Here is a 15,633-nt window from a genome sequence, read left to right as displayed (position 1 = left end):
CAAACATAAGTTGCAAGAGGTAGGATAAATGAGCAACCCGATAACGCAGAACCTGCCCGAAGGCTATGCAGCCTGGCTTGGCCAGTTAAAAGTAGACATTGCAGCTAGCCAGCAGCGTGCTGCGCTGGCGGTGAATGCCGAACTGGTGGAGCTTTATGCGCGTATTGGTCGCGAGGTGTTAATTCGCCAGCAACAGAAAGGTTGGGGGGCTAAGGTGATTGATCGCCTGGCACAAGACCTGAAGGCCGCTTTTCCGGATATGCGTGGTTTTTCTGCACGTAATCTCAAATATATGGCTTATTTTGCTGAGCATTGCCCTAGCGGCCAATTTGGGCAGCAGCCTGCTGCCCAATTGCCTTGGTTTCACATTGTTGTCTTGTTAACCAAACTGAAAGATGAAGATGAACGAGCCTGGTATGCCTCGCAAGCTGTAACGAATGGTTGGTCGCGCAGTACGTTGGAAGCCAATATTAAAGATCAGTTGCGGCTGCGCCAAGGTGCTGCGGTCACTAATTTTAAGGCTCGGTTGCCAACACCGCAGTCGGCACTGGCGCAAGAAACACTGAAAGATCCTTATTTATTTGATTTTTTAGGTTTAGGGAACGAAGCGCAGGAACGTGACATTGAAAATGGCTTAGTGCAGCACATTACCCGTTTTTTATTGGAATTAGGTGCGGGTTTTGCTTTTATGGGGCGGCAGTACCGATTGGAAGTAGCGGGTGACGAATTCTTTATCGATCTGCTGTTTTATCACACGCGTTTGAAGTGTTACGTGGTTGTAGAGTTAAAAGCTGGCGCATTTAAACCGGAACACGCAGGCCAACTTAATTTTTACCTAGCGGCAGTGGACGCACAGCTTAAAGCGCCGGACGATAAACCGACCATCGGCTTACTATTGTGTCGTCAACAAAATCGTTTAGTGGCCGAATACGCGCTATCTGGTATTGATAAGCCTATTGGCGTTGCCGAGTATCAATTGCTTCGTGATTTACCAACCACGTTACAACAAAACCTACCTAGCATTGAGGATATTGAAGCGGAATTGGCCGATGAGGTGTTGCCAATAAACGCGTTTAACGATGACGAAGCCAATAAACCTGAATAAATATGTGCTGTTGAGAACACGATAAAAGGTTAAGGACATGACAGAAGACCAATTAGAACAGGAAGTATTAGGCTGGTTGGCTGAGATTGGCTATACCTCAGTAAATGGCTATGACATCGCCCCGGATGGCCCAGCTGCCGAGCGTGCCGACTATGTGCAGCCGCTGCTGCTTGAACGCCTACAAGGTGCCATTTCTCGCTTAAACCCGCATATTCCATTAGTAGCGCGCGATGATGCGATCGCACAGTTAAAAGAACTGGGTATTCCAGTACTACTATCAGCAAACCGACGCTTTCATAATCTGTTGCTTGGCGGTGTGCCGGTGCAATATCAAAAAGACGGCGAAACCCGTGGTGATTTTGTCAGGCTGATTGATTGGGAAAACATCCCCGGCAATAACGAGTTTTTAGCAGTAAACCAATACACCTTAAAAGGCCCCAAGCATAGCCGTCGTCCCGATGTTATTTTGTTTATTAACGGTTTGCCGCTGGTGCTGATTGAGCTAAAAAACCCCGCCGATGTTAACGCCGACATCTGGAAAGCCTTTGATCAAGTTCAAACCTACAAAGAGCAAATCCCTGATGTGTTTCAGTACAATGAAATACTGGTGATTAGCGATGGCTCAGAAGCCCGCATGGGTTCACTGTCGGCCAATGCCGAGCGCTTTATGCAGTGGCGCACCATTGATGGCGTAAACCTGGATCCACTGGGCCAGTTTAATGAGCTGGAAACCATGTTGCGCGGTGTTTTTGCTCCTAAGTACTTACTGGATTATTTACGTTTTTTCGTACTGTTTGAAGATGACGGCACCTTAGTGAAAAAGATTGCTGGTTATCATCAGTTTCATGCGGTTCGCTCAGCTATTCAGCAGGTTGTTGTTGCCTCACGCCCAGAAGTTGAGGCCAAGCAAAAAGGTAAGGGCGGGGTTGTATGGCACACCCAAGGTAGTGGTAAAAGTATTACCATGACCTGCTTTGCCGCCCGGGTAATGCGCGAAGCCGCAATGGAAAACCCCACCATAGTGGTGATCACCGATCGCAACGATTTAGACGGCCAGCTGTTTGGTGTGTTTTCGCTAGCGCAAGATTTACTGCGCGAACAGCCAGTGCAGGTTGATACCCGACAAGATTTACGCGAAAAACTCAGTAATCGACCTTCCGGCGGTATTGTGTTTGCCACTATTCAAAAGTTTGCCCCGGGTGCTGACGAAGATAAATTCCCGGTGCTGTCTACCCGGCATAACATCGTCGTTATTGCCGATGAAGCGCATCGGACGCAATACGGATTTGAAGCTAAGATCAAACAACGGGTGACGCTGAATCAGGCCGCAGAGCCACAGGGGCAATATCACGTGAAGCAGAACGTGTTTCAAGTGGGCTATGCTCAGCATTTACGGGATGCCTTGCCTAATGCCACCTTTGTTGCCTTTACAGGCACGCCGGTTTCCAGTGAAGACCGTGACACCCGCGCGGTGTTTGGTGACTATATTCACGTTTATGACATGCAGCAGGCCAAAGAAGACGGTGCCACTGTGGCCATTTATTATGAGTCACGCCTAGCCAAGCTAAGCCTTAAGCAAGATCAGCTGCCGCAAATTGATGATGAAGTGGATGAGCTGTCGGAAGATGAAGAAGAAGGCCTGCAAGATAAGCTGAAAAGTAAATGGGCGGCCCTAGAGCGCATAGTGGGTGCTGAGCCACGCATTAAACAAGTGGCGCAGGATTTGGTGCGACACTTTGATGAAAGGAACCATTTATTACCGGGGATTGCCCAGCAAGGCAAAGCCATGGTGGTGGCGATGAGCCGCGAAATTTGTGTGCATTTATACAATGAAATTGTCGCCCTGCGGCCCGACTGGCATGACAACGACCCGGAGAAGGGTGGCATTAAAGTGATTATGACCGGCTCTGCCAGCGACAAGGCATTGCTACGGCCACACATTCACCCGAAACAAGTGAAGAAGCGATTAGAAAAACGCTTTAAAGACCCGGCCGATCCGCTGCAGTTGGTGATTGTCCGTGATATGTGGCTGACTGGTTTTGATGCGCCTTGTGTGCATACCCTTTATGTTGATAAACCCATGAAAGGTCACAACCTGATGCAGGCCATTGCTCGGGTAAATCGGGTGTTTAAAGATAAACAAGGTGGCTTGGTGGTCGATTATATTGGCATTGCCAACGAATTGAAGGCAGCGCTTAAGGAGTACACCGCCAGCAAGGGGCGTGGTAAACCCACAGTCGATGCTGCTGAGGCCTGGGCCGTGCTGGAAGAAAAGCTCGATGTACTGCGTGGTATCTTGCATGGTTTTGATTACAGCGATTTTGCGGTTAGCAGCCATAAATTGATTGCGGGTGCAGCCAATCATATTTTAGGGATTAAAGACGGAAAAAAACGTTTTGCTGATACAGCGTTGGCCATGAGTAAAGCGTTTAGTTTGTGTTGCACACTGGATGAAGCCAAAGCTGTTCGCGAAGAAGTCGCGTTTTTACAGGCCATTAAGGTACTACTAACAAAGCGTGAGATTAGCGCCAAACGCCGAAGTGATGAAGAAAAAGAGCACGCTATTCGCCAGATAATCGGCCACGCCATAGTGTCTGACCAAGTAGTTGATATATTTGATGCGGTCGGTTTAGAAAAACCCAACATTGGTTTATTGGATGATGAGTTTTTGGAAGAAGTGCGTAACTTGCCGGAAAAAAACCTAGCGGTTGAGCTGTTAGAGCGTTTGTTGGAAGGTGAAATAAAAACCCGTTTTGCCAGCAATGTTATTCAGCAAAAGAAGTTTTCCGAGTTGTTGGGTAATGTCGTAACTCGCTATCAAAACCGCAGCATTGAAACGGCTCAGGTAATGGAAGAGCTAGTGGAGATGGCTAAAAAATTCAAAGAGGCTGCCAATCGTGGTAATGACCTTGGCTTGACGGATGACGAGGTAAAATTCTATGACGCGCTGGCTAATAATGAGGCGGCTGTTTTGTTGTTGGGCGATGAGATATTGAAGAAAATTGCCCATGAACTCACCGACAATCTTCGCAAAAACATCAGTATCGATTGGAGTAAGCGCGAAAGCGTACGCGCCAGCCTGCGCCTAATGGTGAAGAGAATCCTGCGCAAATACAAATACCCACCGGATATGGCAGATGACGCTGTGCATCTGGTGTTGCAGCAAGCAGAGGCGCTTGGGGAAGAGTGGGTATTTTAATTTGATGCGTCTTTCACCGCCGAATAGGCGGCTTAGAAATAATAGACTTTCTATTGGCGAACCCCGTGGCATTCGATGGGTTTTGTTGTTGTCATAAAGGCCGCTGCGGCAGATTGCGGTCGTGCCTCCCTTATGCTGCCCTACGTTTTTTACCATTCAATGGTTTGACTTGGTGGTTACACCAAGTCAAACAGTAGGGCTTTGACGCGTTTGTCGTTGAGTTTTTCTATGTTTATTTCAGCTACGTTTTCGATTTTTGCGCCGTCGCCGGGTTGCATGGTGATGCCGTTGCCTAGGGACAGTTCACCTTCTATTAGGTGGAGGTAGTAGTGGCGGTTGCTGTCGGCTTGCCATGTGGCTTTTTGTTGATTTTCTAGTATCAGTTGGATGAGTTGCATGTTTTGTTTTACGTGCAGTGTGCCGTCTTTGCCGTCTGGGGTGATGATGGTGGTGAAGCCTTGTGTTTGGCTGAAGGCTTTTTGTTGGTAGCCGGGTTGTCCGCCGCGTTGGTTGGGTTGTATCCAAATTTGTAGGAATTTCAATACGTCGGTTTTGGAGGCGTTGAATTCGCTGTGGTAGATGCCTTGTCCGGCGGACATGAGCTGGTATTCGCCTGCGGGCAGTTCTTTGATGTTGCCTGCGTTGTCTTTGTGGGCGATTTTTCCTTCTAGCACTAGGCTGAGTATTTCCATGTCTCTGTGGCCGTGGGTGTCGAAGCCGGCGCCTGCGATGACGGTGTCGTCGTTGATGACGCGCAGGTCAGAAAAGCCCATGTGTTTGGGGTCGTAGTAGTTGCCAAAGGAAAAGGTGTGGTAGCTGCTTAACCAACCAAAGTTGGCATGTCCGCGGTCTTGTGCATGGCGTAGGGTGATCATAGTTTGGCTCTCTTCTAAAAGATGTGTTAGCGATGTAGGCAGTCTAGGTGCATGAGAAAGAAAAGAAAATCGGAAGCTTTTGAGCTAGTATTTCAAAAAATTTGAATAAAGGTTGGGCTATGGCGCACGCGGTCACGTTGGAAGCATTACGGGTGTTGGAGGCGATTCATCAGTTGGGCAGTTTTGCTGCTGCGGCAGAGGCTTTGTTCAAGGTGCCGTCGGCGTTGACCTATACGGTGAAGAAGCTGGAGGACGATTTGGGTGTGGCGCTGTTTGACCGGTCTCGGCAAAAAGCGGTGCTGACGCCTGCGGGGCATTTGGTACTGGAGCAAGGTCGGGCGATTTTAGACGCGGCGCTGCGTTTGGAGGATTCCATTAAGCAGTTTGATTCAGGCTGGGAGCCTAAGCTGAGAATCGCGCGGGATACTGTGTTGTTGGAGTCGCCTTTGTTGTCTGTGGTGGGGGATTTTTTAGGACAGAATCGTCCGGTTGAGCTGAGTTTGTCAGAAGAGGCGGTAGGCGGCGGCTGGGATGCTTTGCAGGACAATCGGGTGGATTTGGTGATTGGCGTGACGGGGGAGTTGCCTAAGGGCAGTGTGCATATTCGCGCGATTGGTGAGATTGAGTTTGTGTTTGCGGTGGCGCCAACACATCCGTTGGCGTCGGTAGAAGGGCCGATTACGGCGGCGCAGTTGCGGTCATTTCCGGCGATTGTGGTGGCGGACAGTTCAAAAATTTTGCCGGCGCGCAGCAGTGGTGTGTTTGAAAGTCGCCAAGTGCTGAGAGTCGATACCATGCGCAGTAAAATTCAGGCGCAATGTTTGGGGTTGGGAGTAGGGTATTTGCCGAAGCATCGCATCGAGGAGGCATTGAGTGCTGGGCGTTTGGTGTTGCGTGAATGTGAGTTGCCCCGGCCCAATCAGATGGCGTATTTGGCGTGGCGAAAAGACGACCCTGGTAAAGGTTTGTCGTGGTTTGTTGAGCAGTTGGCGGCGCAAGATTGGCGGCTTGTGTCTGGTTAGTTTTGTCTGGTGCCTTTTATAACCTGTTAAGGAGCGGCTGTGTTTTCTCTTTCTCTTTCGGTGTTGCCGGTGTTTTTGTTGTTGGTGGCGGGGGCCGTGTGCCAGCGTTGGCGTTTTCCGATGGACGGCTTTTGGCAGGGTGTGGATAAGCTGTCTTATTGGGTGTTGTTTCCGGCGTTGTTGTTTCATAAAACGTCGCAGATCGATTTTTCTAATCCTTTGTTACCTAAGTACGCGCTGATTTTGCTGTTGGCTCTGGTGGTGACGGCGAGTTTTGTGTTTGCGTCTGTGTGGGTGATGAAGGTGGTGGCGCCGACGGCGTCGTCTATGCTGCAAGCAGGCGTGCGTTTTAATACCTTTATTGTGTTGGCGCTGGCGGGCAGTGTGTATGGCAATGAGGGTTTGGTGTTGGCGGCGTTGGGGGCGTCTGTGTTGATTCCGTCCATCAATGTGTTTTTGGTGGTGTCTATGACCTTGATGCATGGGCCGTCTTCGGCTGATCAAGGTTTATCTGTTTCTTTGCCGCGCTTGTTAAGTGGTGCCTTGATTCGTAACCCTCTGATTGTGTCGATTGTGCTGGGCAGTGGTTTGAATGTGCTTGGGCTGACGCCGATTCTGTTGTTGTCTGAGGTGGTGGGTATGGTGTCGCAGGCGGCGTTGCCGTTGGTGCTGTTGGCGGTGGGGGCGAGTGTTCGGCTTGAGGCGATTCGTTCGGTGGGTATGACCTTTGTGATGTCGTCAGCGGCGCGTTTTGTGGTGTTTCCTTTGGTGATTGGTTTGATGTGCTGGTGGTTGGACGTGCGAGGCTTGCCGGCGTTGGTGGCGGTATTGTTTGGTGTGGTGCCCACGGCGACGTCGGCGTATGCCTTGGCCCGTCAGTTAGGCGGTGATGCTGATCGAATAGCGGCGTACATTACTATGCAAACTTTGCTGTCTGTGGTGACTGTGCCGGTGAGTATTTGGTTGAGTCAGCAGTTTCTGAGTTAGCAGGATGCAAAAAAACCAGTGCGGTGTGGCACTGGTTTTTTTGTCACGCCATCGTAGGGATTAGCCTTCGGTTGGGTCTTTGTAGATGTTTTGGTAGCAGAAGTTGGTGGCTTCAACAAAGCCTTTTACGCTGCCACAGTCAAAGCGTTTGCCTTTGAATTTGTACGCCAGTACACAGCCTTCTTGGGCTTGTTGCAAGATGGCGTCGGTAATTTGTACTTCGCCATTGCGCCCAGGCGGTGTGTTACGGATTTTGTCAAAGATGTCAGGCGTGAGTATGTAGCGCCCAATGATAGCAAGGTTGGAAGGGGCGTCTTCTTTAGACGGTTTTTCTACCATGTCTGTCACGCGATATAGGCCTTCCATCATGGATTCGCCTTTTATCACACCATATTTGTGCACTTCGTCTTCTGGCACTTCTTCAATGGCCACAATGGTGCAACGGAATTGGTTATAGAGTTTAACCATTTGCGCCATGACACCGTTATCGGCTTCACCGAAACATAAATCGTCTGCGAGTACGACGCCAAAGGCTTCGTCGCCGATCAACGGTTCACCCGTCAGGATCGCGTGGCCTAGGCCGAGCATGTTGTTTTGGCGAGTGAAGGAAAAGTTGACGTTGTCGATCAGGTAGCGAATGCCGTCTAGGTATTTTTCTTTGTTGGTGCCGGCGATTTGGTGTTCTAGTTCGTAGCTGATGTCGAAATGGTCTGCGATGGCGCGTTTACCACGGCCTGTTACAAAAGTGACATTCGTTAATCCCGCTGCCGTGGCTTCTTCTACACCGTATTGAACCAAGGGTTTGTTAACGATGGGAAGCATTTCTTTCGGCATGGATTTTGTCGCTGGTAAAAAGCGCGTACCGTAACCCGCCACGGGGAATAAACATTTGCGTATCATAATTTTTCCTTAAAAATGGTTTACAAGGTTGCTGTGAAAGAATACAGCCTGTCAGTTGTTTCGCTCGGTGACGTTACTGTAAGGACTCCTGTGTGACCGCTGATACTACCTCAGTGAGTCGATCCAATACAGGGGAATTTAGTTTGTACCAATGCCAGTAAAGCGGCAGGGCCAAGGTGTTATTTGGAAACAGAGACACCAGTTGACCACGTTGTAATGCGTCTTTTACTTGCATACTTGGTACTAAAGCACAGACTGTGCCAGTCATTACCAGCTCGACAAAGCCGTGCGAGGATGGATACCAATGGCTGTGGCGGGTATCGGCAGGTACTTTTAAACACTCAGTTTGATATCGAGACCAGAGTTCGTCGTGTTCGTCGTAAATAAGCGATGGTGAACACAACATCGCTTCAGCACTAAGGTCGCCTTTGAGATAGTGCTTTACAAACTCAGGGGTAGCGACCAGTTCATAGCGCATATACCCCAAAAATATTGAATCACCGCCTGCCACGGGGGTGCCAATTTGGCTAAGGCAAGCAACGACCTCACCAGTTTGTAACAAGCTACGCGTGACTGATTGATCTGCGGATTTAATGTGTAATTTGGTCTGGTTAGTAGACGAAAAACGCTGAACCACTTCGATGAACCAGGTCGCTAGTACATCGTTATTGACGGCAATGTTCAGTGGGTGGCCGGCTGTTTTTCCCTGTATCTCTTCTCTTAGGCCTTCTTCAAGCATGGTGACTTTATTAAGATGGGCGACGAGTTGCTCACCAAATGGTGTGGCCACAACGGGTCTTGCTCGAATCAACAGTGGCTGGCCATAGTCTTGTTCTAAGCGTTTGATGTTTTGGGAGACGGCCGATTGTGTGAGGTGTAAATGTTCTGCGGCTTTGGCAAAACTTTGAAAACGCAGCACAGCGTGCAAGCTGGTGAGCGCTTTATAATCCATCATAATGTGGGTGCTCTTTATAATAAATTCTAATGCAGTTTAAGTTTAATTAATTTTAATTTATAGACTCGGTTACGTAACATCAAGCGATCTTTAAAAGTGTGCGTTTGGGAGTCTGTTATGTTGGCGTTTATGAGTGGTGCTATCACTGGTGGTGGTTTGATTATCGCGGTGGGGGCGCAGAACAGTTTTTTGTTAGAACAGGCATTGAAACGGCATTATGCGTTTCCGATTGCGCTGTTGTTTATTTTGAGCGATGCCTTGTCGATTGCTTTAGGCGCGTTTGGTTTAGGGCTGATCTTGCAAAGCAATGATTGGCTTTTGACCTTGTCTCGATGGGGTGGGGTGGCTTTCTTGGTGTGGTTTGCGCTTGGTAAATGGCGTGCGTCGTTTCAAGAGGAGCATTTGATTTTGGAAAAATCCAGTCAGCGATTGGCCTTGTGGCCGCTGATTATGATGGGTTTTGCGGTGACTTGGTTAAATCCGCATTTTTATCTGGATACCATGATTTTGATGGGCAGTTTGTCGAATCAGTGGCAAGACGCGAAGTGGGAGTTTGTACTGGGCGGGGTGGTGGCTTCTGTGGCGTGGTTTTTGTCTTTGGCACTTATTGGTAAATTGTGCGCCAAATGGCTGGCGAGTGCGATGTTTTGGCGCTGGTTTAATCGTGTGAATGCCTTATTGATTTGGGGGATTGCTTTAAAAATCGCCACACAGCCTTTATAGAAAAGTGTGTGGCGAGAGTGCGTTTTGTCATCCAGTTTTAAAGCTTGATTTCGACTTCGTGACTCTTTTCATCTTCTGGTGTGGAAGACGAGTCAGCGTCGGCGAGCATTTCTGCTGTTGCAACGGACGAGACGGTCAATGCCACTGGGATTTGATCCCCTTGTTCTTCGATGATCATGGCTGGCTGATGCTTGATACGATACAAGGCGACCATGGCAACGCTGATGTTTAACAGCGCCACAAACCAGAACAGGGCGTCAATGCGGATGAAGTCCATTAAGGCAGCGGCGGCTAACGGCCCAATCATACCGCCCACCCCGTTGAGTAATATCATGCCGCTACTGGCCGAGAGAATTTGTTCTGGGCGCAACTGGTCATTAATGTGAGACGACGCCAGCGAGTACATGGGGAAGGTAAACGCTCCGACCGCAAACATACCGAACATCATCAAGACTTGACTGTCTAGCCCTCCGCCTAGTGGCACAATAAAAGCGGCAATGGCGCCGACTATGCCCACCCACAAAATGGTAACACGACGGTCTTGACGATCTGAGAGCTTACCAATAGGCCATTGTAACAACATGCCCCCCACGTAGCTGGCACCGATAAAAATTGAGATCTCAGCAATGTTCATGCCGATGCTTTTTGCGTAAAGAGCGCCCAAGCCAAGAATCGCACCTGAGGTGGCACCGGCAATGGTGACACCTGTTACCCCCAAGGGCGCGGTTTTAATGAGCCCCATAATATTGAGTTTTTCAGGCACGTTAATGGTCGGTGAAGGTGTTCTGACTAATAAAAGTGGCACAACGGCCAAGGAAATCAGAACCGACGTTAGAATAAATAAACCAAAACCGCTTGGCGAGGCTAGGTTGAGCAACAGCTGACTGATGGTTTGACTGGCCCATATTTCGATAATGTAAATAGAGAACAAGCGTCCTCGGGTTTTATTGGTGGCAATGTCGTTAAGCCAGCTTTCTGTGACAATAAATAGGCCTGCATAACACAAACCTGTGCCCATCCTCATCAGCATCCAGAACCAAGGATCCACTACAACCGATTGCAGCAAAATCGTGACAGAAGCCAAAGAGGCCACCGCCGCGAACACGCGAATGTGTCCCACATTTTTGACCCAGTTTGGTACTAAAAGTGAACCGAGAATAAAGCCAAGATAGTAGGCTGACATGATCAGACCCGTTGCCGTGGTATTAAACTCTTCGATCGAGGCACGAATACCGATCAATGAGCTTTGTAAGGCACTGGCCATGGTTAAGATGGCGATACCAATCAGCAGACTCCAAACGGGAATCAGGGTTTGCTTTAACATTTATTGTCCTTTCGAGTGGTGCGACTATTATCCTAATTCAGATAATCGTTGTTTAAATACGAACCGTTTGAGTACGGTAAAGTGGTCTGGGGTGATCATTATTTGCGCGACTATACCAAGAGAATTCCTGATTGCAATCACTAATCCATATTTCATAAAAGTCCTTCTAAAATTAGTACAGGTCACTCTAAAACGACAACCTAATGTGTTTTTATTGTGCGGATTTATTCGATCTTAACCGTATTCCCACGTTGCTAATCGATTCAAATTGGGCGATAACTTATTGTACTCAACTCGTATTTTTACCAAGGGGATTAGCCAATGAAAACTTACCAAGAGTGGCAATCATTACGCGCCAAGCTGATGTTACTGGATAAAGCCTATATCAATGGGGCGTTTGTGGCGGCGCAAAGTGGTGAGACGTTTGATTGTATTAATCCAACTGATGAGTCTCTGTTGGCGCAGGTGTCCAGTTGTGACAGTGCGGATGTCGATTTGGCGGTGGCGGCAGCTGAGGCCAGTTTTCGCAGCGGTGTCTGGTCTGATATGGCACCAGGAAAGCGCAAACGAATATTGCAAAAATGGGCGGATTTGCTTGAACAGCATCAGGATGAATTGGCGCTGATAGATACCCTAGACATGGGCAAATCCATCAGTGAGATGGTGAATATAGATGTGCCGGATTCGTTAGACTGTTTACGTTGGTCTGCCGAGTGCATTGATAAATTGTACGGTGAAATTGCCCCAACCAACTCGCAAAATCTTGCGCTCATTAGTCGTGAGCCGTTGGGGGTGGTGGCGATTATTACGCCCTGGAACTACCCTTTAATGATGGTGATGTGGAAAATCGCGCCCGCATTGGCGGCTGGCAATAGCATTATTTTAAAGCCGTCTGAGAAGTCGCCATTAAGTGCATTAAGAATTGCACAGTTAGCCACGCAGGCGGGTGTACCGGATGGGGTGTTTAATGTGTTACCCGGTTTCGGGCATACCGCAGGCAAAGCACTTGCCTTGCACCATGGGGTGGGCACTTTGGCGTTTACGGGTTCTAGCCGTGTGGCTGGTATGTTAATGCAGTACGCGGGTCAATCGAATATGAAGCGTGTTTGGTTGGAGGCGGGAGGGAAATCCCCCTGTTTGGTGTTTGATGACTGTAATGACATTAAAGCCGCTGCGAAAGGCGCCGCCACGGCCATTTTTACCAATCAGGGCGAAGTGTGTATTGCTTGCTCGCGTTTGTATGTTCACCACAGTTTAAAAGACGCATTTATGACTGAGCTGTTGAAGGCGGCTCGCGAGTATGTGCCTGGCGATCCATTAAATCCGAGCACCAAAATGGGGCCCTTGGTGGACAAAAATCAATTTGAAACCGTATCAGGCTTTGTGCAAAGCGCCATTGATGAGGGGGCTAAGTTGGAATTAGGTGGTGTGCCTGAATACCAAGTAGGTCAGGGTTTCTTTATGTCACCGACGATTTTCTCTGAAGCGAATCATCAGATGCGCTTTGTGCAAGAAGAGATTTTTGGCCCAGTCCTTGCTGTGATGAGTTTTGAAACCGAGGAAGAAGCTATTGCATTAGCGAACGATTCTAAATACGGCCTGGGTGCCGCTCTTTGGACGAACGATTTATCGCGTGCGCATCGAGTGAGCCGACGGTTAGAGTCGGGCATGGTATGGGTAAACACTTGGGGAGATGGTGATACGACGGTGCCTTTTGGTGGTGTCAAAGCCTCCGGCAATGGTCGTGATAAATCCTGGCATGCGTTAGAGAAATACACCGAGATTAAGAATACCTGGATTCGTCTTTGATGTTTAAAGGAGTACATCACTTATGTCCACGCCTACTCATGTGAACTCGTATTACGCTGATTCTGCCAATGATAAAGTGCTGCGCCCGAAACTGAGTGGTGAGCAACGCTTTGATGTGTGTGTGATCGGTGCTGGATTTACCGGTATTTCCACGGCGTTGAGCCTCGCTGAAAGAGGCAAAAAGGTGGTTGTTTTAGAAGGTAGCCGTATAGGTTTTGGCGCGTCTGGCCGCAATGGCGGTCAAATTGTTAACAGCTTTAACCGTGATATTGATTACATTACTCAGCATTATGGTGAGGATATCGGTCAAAAAATGGCCGCAATGGCGTTTTCAGGGCAGGCTTTGATTCGTCAGCGTGTTGAGCGATACGGCATTGATTGTGACCTCAAGGCTGGCAATATCTTCGCGGCCTGCAACGACAAGCAATTTGATGCCCTAAAAGCCAAAAAAGCCCTGTGGGAAGCGAATGGCCATGATGGTCTGACGTTGTTATCAGCAATCGGCATTCAAGACCACATAGGTACAGAGCGTTACGTGGGAGGCCTGTTGGATAAACACGGTGGTCATATTCAGCCGTTGAATTTGGTGTTGGGGCAAGCGAAAGCGTTCGAGTCGTTAGGTGGCGTGATTTATGAAGATTCGAAGGTGGTTCGAATCGAACACGGTAAGCCCATTAAAGCCATTACCGTTGAGGGAAGCGTGGTGGCCGATACGCTTGTGGTGGCGGGTAACGCTTATGTATTTGGTTTGCTTCCTGATGTGGAGAAGAAGGCCATGCCTTGTGGCACTCAGGTGATCGCGACGGAACCGCTTTCTGAGGCATTGCAGAAACAACTCTTGCCGACAGATCATTGTGTCGAAGATGGCAATTATTTATTGGATTATTACCGTTTGTCTGCCGATGGGCGTTTGATTTATGGCGGCGGTACGACTTATGGTGCCCGTGAACCCGCAAAAATCGAGGCCATTATTGGTCGTAAAATGCTCAAAACTTATCCTATGCTCAAGGATGTGAAGATAGATTTTGCGTGGACGGGGAATTTTTTGTTGACCATGATGCGTATGCCACAAGTAGGCCAGATCGGTGACAATCTTTATTATGCCCAAGGATATTCTGGTCATGGGGTAACGAACTCGCATTTGATGGGGGAGATTTTGGCGGACGCGATAGAAGGAAATACGTCACGCTTTGATGTGTTTGCCAGCATGCCGCAATACCCTTTCCCTGGTGGGCGTTTTTTGCGCGTGCCTTATACCGCCATGGGGGCCATGTATTACAGCCTGAGGGACAAATTGGGTATCTAACATTTTTCAGCAACTGGTTTTTTGCATTCTCCCGTTTTTTAAACGTATTTTTAAAAGCGTATTTTTAGAAGAGTATGTTGTATGTCGGAAATATATAAAGGGAATAAAGACAATAAAGAGTTTGATTTATTTATTGCTGATTTAAATGGCAATCTTCGTGGCAAACGTATTCCCGCCAGTGGGCTTGAAAGTGTGATGACTCAAGGGGTGAAGTTGCCACAATCGGTGATTGGTTTTGACAACTGGGGCGATGATGTTTTGGGGAATGGCCTGGTGTTTGAAACCGGTGATACTGATGGTGTTTGTTTGCCTGTGTATGACGAACCTACCTCTGTGCCCTGGGCTGAGTCACCCCGCGGACAGATTTTGGCGATGATGTACAATATGGATGGCTCGCCATTTTATCCTGATCCACGCCAATTGCTAGTGCGTATTGTTGAGCGCTATAAGGCCTTGGGATTAACGCCTGTGGTGGCCACTGAGTTGGAGTTTTATCTGCTGGATGGTGAGTCGGAATTCAAGCGCCGACCAGAAGAACCCATTATCAGTGACGGTAATGGTCGCCGTTTGAGTGAAATTGACTGTTACTCCATTGATGAAATGGATTGTCTAGAGGGTTTTTTTACTGAGGTGCGCCAGGCCTGTGAAGCCCAAGGTATCCCCGCAGATACAATTGTTTCTGAATTAGGGCCTGGTCAGTTCGAAATTAATATGCAACACACCAATGACGCAGTATTATCCGCCGATCATGCGATTCTCTTTAAACGCCTGATCAAAGGGGTGGCACGTCGCAATGGTTTAGGGGCGACTTTTATGGCAAAACCGTATGCTAAAAAAAGCGGCAGCGGTATGCATGTGCATTTTAGTTTGCTGGATGATACTGGGCGTAATGTGTTTGACAGTGGTGACGAAGATGGCGCTTTGATGATGCGTTATGCGGTTGCTGGTTTGTTAAATCACATGCCTGAATCCATGATGGTGTTTGCGCCTCATATGAATTCCTATCGCCGTTTTCAAAATGGCGCTCATGCTCCTACTTTTGCCAGTTGGGGGTATGAAAATAGAACGGTGGCGGTGCGCATTCCAGACAGTGAATGCGAAGCACGCCGTATTGAGCATCGAGTGGCAGGAGCGGACGCGAATCCGTATCTTGTACTTGCGGCGATATTGGGCGCAGCATTACATGGTATTGAGACCAAAATGCTGCCACCCGAACCAATAGAAGGGGATGCGTATTCGCTTTCAGAGCGTTACAAAGCCCTTCCTAATCGTTGGGAATTGGCAACGGAAGCCTTTAAAGACAGCGCATTCATGCGTGAGTATCTAGGCGAAACCTTTGTCCGAGTGTTTACTGCTGTGAAGGAACAGGAGCAGGAAAAAATTTATGGGCGTATTTCTGATGTGGAATACGAAGCCTATTTATGAAGG

12 protein-coding genes are annotated in these 15,633 nt (G+C 48.5%); 8 read left to right on the top strand and 4 right to left on the bottom strand.

What is annotated here, in order from left to right; genetic code table 11:
* The first annotated feature begins 28 nt into the window (after window positions 1–28).
* Window positions 29–1,105, top strand: a complete 1,077-nt coding sequence (locus EBI00_RS05385) for a PDDEXK nuclease domain-containing protein (protein ID WP_123094881.1) — start codon at window positions 29–31, stop codon at window positions 1,103–1,105.
* Between the two features lie 37 nt (window positions 1,106–1,142).
* Window positions 1,143–4,304: a type I restriction endonuclease subunit R gene (locus tag EBI00_RS05380; protein ID WP_123094880.1), complete on the top strand. Its 3,162-nt coding sequence runs from the start codon at window positions 1,143–1,145 to the stop codon at window positions 4,302–4,304.
* Window positions 4,305–4,480: 176 nt separating this feature from the next.
* Here EBI00_RS05380 and EBI00_RS05375 read toward each other — a convergent pair whose 3' ends face one another.
* A complete protein-coding gene (locus EBI00_RS05375) occupies window positions 4,481–5,179 on the bottom strand; it encodes a pirin family protein (RefSeq protein WP_123094879.1) in 699 nt (232 codons plus the stop codon).
* 119 nt (window positions 5,180–5,298) lie between these two features.
* On the opposite strand from EBI00_RS05375, the gene EBI00_RS05370 reads away from it, so the two are divergent.
* Together EBI00_RS05370 and EBI00_RS05365 are read left to right on the top strand one after the other, a co-directional pair.
* Window positions 5,299–6,201, top strand: coding sequence for a LysR family transcriptional regulator (locus EBI00_RS05370; RefSeq protein ID WP_123094878.1), 903 nt, complete (start codon window positions 5,299–5,301; stop codon window positions 6,199–6,201).
* A 39-nt stretch (window positions 6,202–6,240) separates the two neighbouring features.
* Window positions 6,241–7,188, top strand: a complete 948-nt coding sequence (locus tag EBI00_RS05365) for an AEC family transporter (protein ID WP_123094877.1) — start codon at window positions 6,241–6,243, stop codon at window positions 7,186–7,188.
* Window positions 7,189–7,248: 60 nt separating this feature from the next.
* On the opposite strand, the gene galU is transcribed toward EBI00_RS05365, so the two are convergent.
* Window positions 7,249–8,088: a UTP--glucose-1-phosphate uridylyltransferase GalU gene (gene galU / locus EBI00_RS05360; RefSeq protein WP_123094876.1), complete on the bottom strand. Its 840-nt coding sequence runs from the start codon at window positions 8,086–8,088 to the stop codon at window positions 7,249–7,251.
* 73 nt (window positions 8,089–8,161) lie between these two features.
* Window positions 8,162–9,043 carry an ArgP/LysG family DNA-binding transcriptional regulator gene (locus tag EBI00_RS05355; protein WP_123094875.1) on the bottom strand — a complete coding sequence of 294 codons (882 nt, stop codon included), beginning with the start codon at window positions 9,041–9,043 and terminating at the stop codon, window positions 8,162–8,164.
* Window positions 9,044–9,160: 117 nt separating this feature from the next.
* Between EBI00_RS05355 and EBI00_RS05350 the strand changes: the two genes are divergently transcribed.
* Window positions 9,161–9,766 (top strand): LysE/ArgO family amino acid transporter, encoded by a 606-nt coding sequence (locus EBI00_RS05350; protein ID WP_123094874.1) that lies wholly within the window; start codon window positions 9,161–9,163, stop codon window positions 9,764–9,766.
* Between the two features lie 37 nt (window positions 9,767–9,803).
* Here EBI00_RS05350 and EBI00_RS05345 read toward each other — a convergent pair whose 3' ends face one another.
* Window positions 9,804–11,090, bottom strand: a complete 1,287-nt coding sequence (locus EBI00_RS05345) for an MFS transporter (protein WP_123094873.1) — start codon at window positions 11,088–11,090, stop codon at window positions 9,804–9,806.
* A 321-nt stretch (window positions 11,091–11,411) separates the two neighbouring features.
* Here EBI00_RS05345 and EBI00_RS05340 point away from each other — a divergent pair, with 321 nt between their 5' ends.
* The 3 genes from EBI00_RS05340 (at window position 11,412) to EBI00_RS05330 (ending at window position 15,630) form a co-directional block, all read left to right on the top strand.
* A complete protein-coding gene (locus tag EBI00_RS05340) occupies window positions 11,412–12,899 on the top strand; it encodes an aldehyde dehydrogenase (protein ID WP_123094872.1) in 1,488 nt (495 codons plus the stop codon).
* A 22-nt stretch (window positions 12,900–12,921) separates the two neighbouring features.
* A complete protein-coding gene (locus tag EBI00_RS05335) occupies window positions 12,922–14,205 on the top strand; it encodes an NAD(P)/FAD-dependent oxidoreductase (RefSeq protein WP_123094871.1) in 1,284 nt (427 codons plus the stop codon).
* An 81-nt stretch (window positions 14,206–14,286) separates the two neighbouring features.
* Window positions 14,287–15,630 carry a glutamine synthetase family protein gene (locus EBI00_RS05330; RefSeq protein WP_123094870.1) on the top strand — a complete coding sequence of 448 codons (1,344 nt, stop codon included), beginning with the start codon at window positions 14,287–14,289 and terminating at the stop codon, window positions 15,628–15,630.
* Window positions 15,631–15,633: the final 3 nt, after the last annotated feature.

Origin of the sequence: Marinomonas hwangdonensis (assembly GCF_003721245.1) — a bacterium.
GTDB lineage: Bacteria > Pseudomonadota > Gammaproteobacteria > Pseudomonadales > Marinomonadaceae > Marinomonas > Marinomonas hwangdonensis.
This window is presented reverse-complemented; position numbering and strand designations above follow the sequence as displayed.

Coding starts and splice junctions, on each gene's coding strand:
- EBI00_RS05340 (WP_123094872.1), top strand. CDS start 11,412: ATGAAAACTTACCAAGAGTGGCAATCATTACGCGCCAAGCTGATGTTA.
- EBI00_RS05350 (WP_123094874.1), top strand. CDS start 9,161: ATGTTGGCGTTTATGAGTGGTGCTATCACTGGTGGTGGTTTGATTATC.
- EBI00_RS05375 (WP_123094879.1), bottom strand. CDS start 5,179: ATGATCACCCTACGCCATGCACAAGACCGCGGACATGCCAACTTTGGT.
- EBI00_RS05355 (WP_123094875.1), bottom strand. CDS start 9,043: ATGATGGATTATAAAGCGCTCACCAGCTTGCACGCTGTGCTGCGTTTT.
- galU (WP_123094876.1), bottom strand. CDS start 8,088: ATGATACGCAAATGTTTATTCCCCGTGGCGGGTTACGGTACGCGCTTT.
- EBI00_RS05370 (WP_123094878.1), top strand. CDS start 5,299: ATGGCGCACGCGGTCACGTTGGAAGCATTACGGGTGTTGGAGGCGATT.
- EBI00_RS05345 (WP_123094873.1), bottom strand. CDS start 11,090: ATGTTAAAGCAAACCCTGATTCCCGTTTGGAGTCTGCTGATTGGTATC.
- EBI00_RS05380 (WP_123094880.1), top strand. CDS start 1,143: ATGACAGAAGACCAATTAGAACAGGAAGTATTAGGCTGGTTGGCTGAG.
- EBI00_RS05385 (WP_123094881.1), top strand. CDS start 29: ATGAGCAACCCGATAACGCAGAACCTGCCCGAAGGCTATGCAGCCTGG.
- EBI00_RS05335 (WP_123094871.1), top strand. CDS start 12,922: ATGTCCACGCCTACTCATGTGAACTCGTATTACGCTGATTCTGCCAAT.
- EBI00_RS05330 (WP_123094870.1), top strand. CDS start 14,287: ATGTCGGAAATATATAAAGGGAATAAAGACAATAAAGAGTTTGATTTA.